Below are 7160 nucleotides of genomic sequence, written 5' to 3' on the forward strand. Positions count from 1 at the left end.
TGCTTGGCATGCTGGGACCCATGAACAGAAACGAGATCACCGAACAGATCGTTGTCGCTCGCCTGAGCAAGGGCTTGAGCTGGCAAGAGCTGGCCTCCGCGATCGACAGGCCGCTGTTGTGGACGACTTCAGCCCTGCTCGGACAGCATCCGATACCGGCTGAATTGGGCAAGGTGCTGGTGGGCCTGTTGGGCTTGGACGAGGCGGTGGTACCGGTGCTAGCGGCACCGCCGATGCGCGGCGGGCTACCTACGGCTGTGCCCACCGACCCCACCATCTACCGGTTCTACGAGGCCTTGCAGGTGTACGGCGGCGCGATAAAAGAAGTGATCCACGAACAGTTCGGTGACGGCATCATGAGCGCGATCAACTTCAGCATGGATCTGCAGCGCAAGCCACACGAATCGGGTGATCGCGTAGTGGTCACCTTTGACGGGAAGTTTCTTCCCTACCAATGGGATTCGTCGGGGGGCTGACCCGCTGGCTTGGCTTCCGTGGGCCGGGGCCAGCCGCTTGCGTGGGCCGCGAGCCGAACCGCACTGCGACGACACGCGGCGGAATTGGCGGCCTGGTTCGGTTGGCGGGCCGACGGCGGGGGTGGCTGGACGCGGACGAGGTCCGGCGAGCGCAATGAGCCGCGAGCCGAACCACACTGCGAAAACACGCGGCGGAATTGGCGGCCTGGTTCGGTTGGCGGGCCGATGGGTGGCGGGCCGACGCGGACGGCGGCCCGGAAAAGGCCGAATTACTTCGGCGGCATCCGAATCCCGCCGTCGACCCGGACGACTTCGGCGTTCATGTAGGAGTTGGTGAGCAGCTCGATGACCATCGAGGCGAGTTCATCGGGCTTGCCCAACCGATGCGGGAACAACACCGACTCACCGAGCTTGGCCTTGAACGCCTCCGACGCCTCGCCCTCGCCGTAAATGGGAGTGTCGATGAGCCCGGGCGCGACGGTGTTCACCCGAATGCCCACCGCGGCGAGGTCGCGGGCCACCGGCAGCGTCAGCCCCACCACCCCGCCCTTGGAGGACGAGTAGGCGGCCTGGCCGATCTGTCCGTCGAATGCCGCGACGCTGGTCATGTTGACGATCGCGCCGCGCTCACCCGTCGAGGTGGGTTCCAGCCGGCTCATCGCGGTCGCCGCCAGCCGGATGCAGTCGAAGGTGCCGACCAGGTTGATCGCAAGCACCTTTTTGTAGGCGTCCAGGTTGTGCGCCGAGCCGAATTCGCCGTCCTTACCGATGGTGCGCTGCGCCCACCCGACGCCGGCGGAGTTGACCAGGGCGCGCAGCGGCCCGAGATCGACCGCGGTGTTCACCGCATCCTCGATCTGTTCGGTCTTGGTGACGTCGACGGTGACGAATGCGCCGCCGATCTCGTGCGCGAGCGCCTTGCCGCGATCTTCTTGCAGGTCGGCGACGACGACTCGGGCGCCTTTGGCGGCCAACTGGCGTGCGGTGGCCGCGCCGATTCCGGACGCGCCACCGGTGACGATTGCACTTATTCCATCGGTATCCACCCGGCAACACTAACTATCAGCGCCCCTGGACGGTGACTCGGCCTTGATTGGTCGCTAATCTCGTCTTCATCCCTGACACCACAGCCCAGACTTCAAGCGCGCCTTCCGCACGAGGACGGCGCAAACCCGTTGACCTCGTTCTCTCCGGGGGCGGTGTCAAGGGCGTCGGCCTGGCGGGGGCCGTCGCCGCCATCATGGACGCCGGATACGCGCTCAAACGAGTCTCGGGGGTTTCGGCCGGATCGCTGGTCGGGTCGATCATGGCCGCGGCGGCGGACGGTGACCAGATGAGCAGCGAGCAGATGAAGGAGCTTGCTCTCACCCTGCCCTACGACAAGTTTCGTGACTCCGGTCCCGTCGGTCACCTGCCGCTGGTGGGCCAGGCGTGGGGCCTGATCAAAGACAACGGCATCTACCGCGGCGACTTCGCTCACCAGTGGATCCGCAGCGAACTGAAAAACCTGGGCGTGACGACCTTCGGAGATCTGGCGTTGAGCGACAAGCAGATTCGACCCGAACGCCGTTATCGGCTAGCCGTCACGGTCACTGACATCACCACCGGCCAATTGGCCAGACTGCCATGGGACTACCAGCGGCTCTACGGCCTGGACCCCGACGAACAAGTGGTGGCCGACGCAGTGCGCGCCTCGATGTCGATCCCGTTCTACTTTCGCCCCGTCACCTTGACCAGCGCTTCCGGGCGCCCATCCACGTTGGTCGACGGCGGAGTGTTGTCGAACTTCCCGATCGACTCCTTCGACCGGTTCGATGGAAAGCCGCCGCGCTGGCCCACTTTCGGCGTCACCGTGCTGCCCAATCTGCCCGAAGGCAACGACCAGGTGATCCCCGGGGTGGGGGCGCTACGCCTGCTGGGTCCGCCGTCGGTATTGCTCGAGCAACTGATCACCACGATGTTCGTCGGTCACGATCAGACCTATCTGAACCAGCCGTGGGTCAGTGCCCGCGCAATCCGGGTCGATTCCACCGCCGTCAACTTTCTCGATTTCAGCATCTCCCGCAAAGACGCTGAAGCCTTGTACGACAAGGGCTATGCGGCAGCCGAAGAATTTCTGTCGACCTGGAATTGGGTGGAGTACCTGGAGCGGTTCCGCCAGTACCAATAGCCGCTCAGCTGGTCAGGATCTGCGGTGAGAGCTCTTTGAGCATTGCGTTCGCCCAACGCATTTGGCGCAGTGTCTCGGGATGGCACCGCGACGTCAAGTCCAGCAGCTCGTGGTCCTTGGCAGCCTGTGCCGCCTGACCGAGTAGCTCCCAGTCCAGCGAGACGCCCGCCGCCAGTCGATGAATGTGGCGCAGATCGGCGAGTAGCAGCAACCCCGGTTCCGGGCGGCGTCGCAGCAACGCACTGAGCCGAGACTGGATAGCGCCGCTGAGCGCCCTGGTGCGCGGCTCCGCGGACAAACGCAGTCCGTAATGACGGCCATGGTCAGCCAATTGCGCGAGATGGCTTTTCGACCAGCCCGCCAGGTCATGGGCCAGATGTGCAATGTCCTGGTCGGTCCGATGTCGTTCGGAGACGACGTCGAGCGCGCGGGCAAGTTTGCGTTCGGAGCGGTGCAGCTCGCGGATGGCGACCTTGAGCTTCATCGCGGACCTGCCGACGAACTCTTCTGCACGCGGGCGGCCGCCGTCTTGTAGATCGGCTGCTTGGACACCGGATCCCAGTCGGTGATGGTCAGCTCGTTGCCGGCCCGGTGATGGTCAGGAGCCTGGGAGTCCCAGTAGCCGTAGTGGAACGGCACGAAGAGCACTCCCGCACGGATTCGGCCGATCCGGGAGGGGCAGGTGATTGCGCCGCGAGGCGTGATCACCTCCAGTGGTTGCCCCTCGCCGATGCCGAGGCGCCTCGCATCAGCATCTGAAATCTGCACCCAGACTTCCGGTGCGGCCCGCTGAAGTTGCGGTGCCCGAGCGGTTTTCGTGGGGGTGTGGAAATGGTAGACGGTGCGACCGGTGATCAACACGAATGGGTAATCTTCGGACGGCTGCTCATGCGGCGGGACATATTCGGCCGCCTTGATGATCGCTTTGCCGTACGGATTCATCGCCCGGTATTCGGTGGGTTCCAGCGGCGCGCCGGTGATCAGGTCCTTGCCGTACGCCTCGCAGTAGTCGGGATCTGCCCAAAATTCCCCATCGGCGTAGAGCCGCTCGGTTCCGGTGGGATGCTCTGCGTTGCAAGGCCACTGGATTCTGCTGCCACCGCGCAGCTTGGTATAGCTGAGGCCGGTGTAGTCACAGGGGCGGCCCGCACTGCATTTCTTCCATGCCTCGAAGGCTGATTCCGGGTCTTTCCACGGCGGAAGCGGCTGACCGTCCTTGTCGCGAAAGTCCATCCGCCGCGCGTAGTCGAGGAAGATGTCGAGATCCGCGCGCGCCGAACCCGGTGGGTCGATTGCCTTTTCGGAAATATGCACGGTGCGATCGGCGTTGGTGAAGGTCCCGGTTTTCTCGCCCCACGCAGCTGCCGGCAACACGACGTCGGCCAGCTCGGCCGTCTCGGTCATGAAGATGTCCTGTACGACCAGGAATAGCCGTTCCTGCGTGAGTATTTCGCGAATGCGCGATAGTTCCGGCAGGGATACTGCCGGGTTGGTCGCGGTGACCCACAGCATCTGCAGTGTTCCCTGCTCGGCGTAGCGGAACATCTGCATAGCATGGGTCGGTGGCGCGTAGTGCGGAATCTGTTGTGGCTCAAGGTTCCACAGTTGCGCCAGTTCGGCGATGTGATCCGGGTTGGCCCAGTTGCGAAAGCCGGCCAAATCGCCGTCGGCGCCGCATTCACGCGTATTTTCCGCGGTCGGTTGCCCGTTCATCTGCAGAATCCCGCAGCCTGGCTTGCCGAGCATGCCGCGGACCAGGTGGATGTTGTTGACCTGAACACTTGCCGCCGTGGCTTGGTGGGACTGGTAGAAGCCCTGCAGCACGGTGGACAGCAACCGTTTTGCGGTGCCGAGAAGCTTTGCCGCACGACGGATTTCGTCTGCATCGACACCACAGATCTCGGCGGCACGATCCGGCGGAAACTCCGCGACCCGGCTGCGAAGCTCGTCGAAACCCACCGTGTGCGTGTGCACATAGTCCAGGTCCACCCACTCGTGGGCGATGATCTCGTGCAACAACCCGTTCATCAGCGCCACGTTGGTACCGGGAAGCGGCGCTAGATGCACGGTTGCGTGCTCGGCCACTGGGGTGAGTCGGGGATCTACACATACGATCGCGGGCGGTTCAGGTCCGGCCAGTCGGTCCAGCATTCGTGCCCACAGCACCGTCTGGGTCTCGGCGACGTTGTGTCCGTACAGTGCGATGACATCGGCGTGGTCGACGTCGGTGTACGAACCGGGCTGTCCGTCGCAACCGAACGACTCCTTCAGCGCCTCGGCCGCGGTGGCGGTGCACAGCCGGGTGTTGCCGTCGACATGGTTTGTGCCGATCGCGCCGTGGGCGATGACCCCCTGGGTGTAGTACTCCTCGAGGAACAGCTGCCCCGAGGTGTAGAACCCGATCGCGCCCGCACCATGACTGTCGAGTAATTGCTTGCTGCGCAACACGATTCGGTCCATAGCGGTATCCCAGTCGGTGGGCCGCAACTGGCCGTCGGTGCGCACCAACGGGGTGGTGAGCCGATCTTTGGATCCGTTGGCCTGCCAGCCGAACATGTCCTTGGGGTCGAGGCGGCCCCGGTTGACCCGGTCGACGTCGCGACCTCGGACCCCGACGATCCGGTCGTCCTTGACGGCGATGTCCAGCCCGTCACCGTTGGAATGCAACACTGCCGCCGACTGCACCCAGCGGTCCACCGACTTCGCCTCGACGCCCGGTGCCAGGAATTGGTCGAGACGTTCCGGCCACTGCTCGCCCGGCCCGTATGGAGTGCGCTCGCCCCATGGATCGGCAATCCTGTCTACCGTCACCATGGCAGAGGGCGTACCCGGGGGAACGCCCTCGAAACGTTATGCGCCGACCGAGCGCCTACCGGCCGAACTCCTTCTCGACGTTGTCGATTCCGGCGCGGATCGCTTTGAGCGCGTCGGCGCGGGCTCGCAACTTGGTCGCGGCATGGGCCTGCTGGTTGAGCCCGGCGAATTCGTGAGCCGCCTCCTCGGCGCGCGAGACCACCATGTCGGGTAGCGCCATCTCGTCGATAAAGCCGGCGGCCAGCGCGGTTTCACCGAAGAAGGTCTTGGCCAAACCGGTGGCCTGTTGGTAGGCCGACCGGTTCAGCCGCAACTTCAACACCTCCAGCGCGGCCCAGGGAATGACCATGCCGATCGCGACCTCGTTGGCCTGAATGTTGTACGCGTGCGCGGCGATTCGGTGATCACCTGAGCACAGCAGAAACGATCCCATCGCAATTGCGGGCCCGGTGCACGCGATCACGACGGGCTTGGGGTAGGACAGCAGCCGGTAGGAGAGTTCGAAGCCGCCGCGCAGCATGTCGATCGCTGGTTGCAGGTCTCCGGAGGTCAGGATCTTCAGGTCGAACCCGGCACTGAACACCCGCTCGTTTCCGGTGATTACCAAAGCCTTGACGTTGTCGAAGTCGGCTTGGTCGAGCGCCTCGTTGAGTGCCTGCTGCATGGTCGGCCCCAACGCATTGACCTTGCCGTCGTCCATCCGGATCACCCCGATGGTTTCGTCGTGTGTGTAAACGACCGGACCGCTCATGGGTGACTCCTTCGCTGCGGGCAACGGAGTCGATTGAATCAGATCGAGGAGGCCCGGCTCACACCCGCTGGCTGCGGTGCTTGCCCAATTCGTTCTCGGCATCACCCCAGCGCAGGCTCACATCGGTGGGCTCGTCGAGCTGCCGGGTGCGCCAGCGGTCCTGGGTCTCCTGCACGGCCCGGTTGATGCGGTCGATCTCGCTGCGGAATACCTCCGGCCGCGTCTCCTTGCTCGCGTAATGGAAGTACGTCAGCAGGTTGCGCAGCAGCTCCAGCTTCTGCTTCTCCCGCTTGGCCAGATCGTGCGTCGTCATCAGCTCGATGCGCTGCACGGGCGGTAGCGCGTCCCAGTCCAACACCACCTTGGTCTCCAGCGGTTGACGGTCGCGTTGCCAGAACTTCCATCCCCGGGGCCGATCGGGGCGGTCGTAGTAGCTGACGGTGCCTTCGAAGCGTGATTCGACGCCGTGCCCGATCTCGGCACGGTCCAGCGCCGAGTCCCACACCATCCGCCATTCCTGGCCGGGCGCCAAAGTCGGCAGTTCCCGGGGTAGCTGCAGTTCGACCACATCGGCGTAGCCGTCGGAGGCGTTCTCGTACTCGGCCACGGTCGGGGGATTGGGAAAGTTGAACCGGATGTCGTATGCGGCGGTGCGACCGAAGTTGCGCACCACCAACTCGATGACGTGCCAGTCGGCAACGTGCGGCTCCATCAGCATGGCGACGTACGGACGCGTCTTCTCCGAGGCCAGCGCGCGGTTCCGCTGCAGCTGTCGGTGCGTGAAGATCAGCGCGACGACACCGAGTGCCAGGGCAGCCCACGCCGCCCACGCCAGCCAGGTGTTGGAGTCGACGTTCTCGATGCCCCCCCAGCGTTGAGGCCAACTTTCCGGCCAGCTTCCTTGGACCCACCCCATGGAACCCCCCCACCCCCTAAACCACGGACCATG

7 protein-coding genes are annotated in these 7160 nt (G+C 64.5%); 2 read left to right on the top strand and 5 right to left on the bottom strand.

The window, feature by feature from the left end:
• Nucleotides 1-8: 8 nt before the first annotated feature.
• Nucleotides 9-476: a cyanase gene (gene cynS / locus A5634_RS02225; RefSeq protein ID WP_065142464.1), complete on the top strand. Its 468-nt coding sequence runs from the start codon at nt 9-11 to the stop codon at nt 474-476.
• Between the two features lie 269 nt (nt 477-745).
• On the opposite strand, the gene A5634_RS02230 is transcribed toward cynS, so the two are convergent.
• Nucleotides 746-1522: an SDR family NAD(P)-dependent oxidoreductase gene (locus A5634_RS02230; protein ID WP_065142455.1), complete on the bottom strand. Its 777-nt coding sequence runs from the start codon at nt 1520-1522 to the stop codon at nt 746-748.
• Nucleotides 1523-1590: 68 nt separating this feature from the next.
• Here A5634_RS02230 and A5634_RS02235 point away from each other — a divergent pair, with 68 nt between their 5' ends.
• A complete protein-coding gene (locus A5634_RS02235; protein WP_065142465.1) occupies nt 1591-2646 on the top strand; it encodes a patatin-like phospholipase family protein in 1056 nt (351 codons plus the stop codon).
• 4 nt (nt 2647-2650) lie between these two features.
• On the opposite strand, the gene A5634_RS02240 is transcribed toward A5634_RS02235, so the two are convergent.
• The 4 genes from A5634_RS02240 to A5634_RS02255 are packed head-to-tail and all read right to left on the bottom strand — an operon-like array spanning nt 2651 to nt 7127.
• Nucleotides 2651-3130: a hypothetical protein gene (locus A5634_RS02240; RefSeq protein WP_065142456.1), complete on the bottom strand. Its 480-nt coding sequence runs from the start codon at nt 3128-3130 to the stop codon at nt 2651-2653.
• Nucleotides 3127-5457: a molybdopterin oxidoreductase family protein gene (locus A5634_RS02245; protein WP_172831592.1), complete on the bottom strand. Its 2331-nt coding sequence runs from the start codon at nt 5455-5457 to the stop codon at nt 3127-3129. The genes A5634_RS02240 and A5634_RS02245 overlap by 4 nt, the downstream gene beginning before the upstream one ends.
• Nucleotides 5458-5515: 58 nt before the next feature.
• On the bottom strand, nt 5516-6211 hold the full coding sequence (locus A5634_RS02250; RefSeq protein WP_065142458.1) for a crotonase/enoyl-CoA hydratase family protein: 696 nt from the start codon (nt 6209-6211) through the stop codon (nt 5516-5518).
• Nucleotides 6212-6269: 58 nt separating this feature from the next.
• On the bottom strand, nt 6270-7127 hold the full coding sequence (locus A5634_RS02255; RefSeq protein ID WP_065142459.1) for a hypothetical protein: 858 nt from the start codon (nt 7125-7127) through the stop codon (nt 6270-6272).
• Between the last annotated feature and the right edge of the window lie 33 nt (nt 7128-7160).

Source organism: Mycobacterium asiaticum, assembly GCF_001673365.1.
Taxonomy (GTDB): Bacteria; Actinomycetota; Actinomycetes; order Mycobacteriales; family Mycobacteriaceae; genus Mycobacterium; species Mycobacterium asiaticum_A.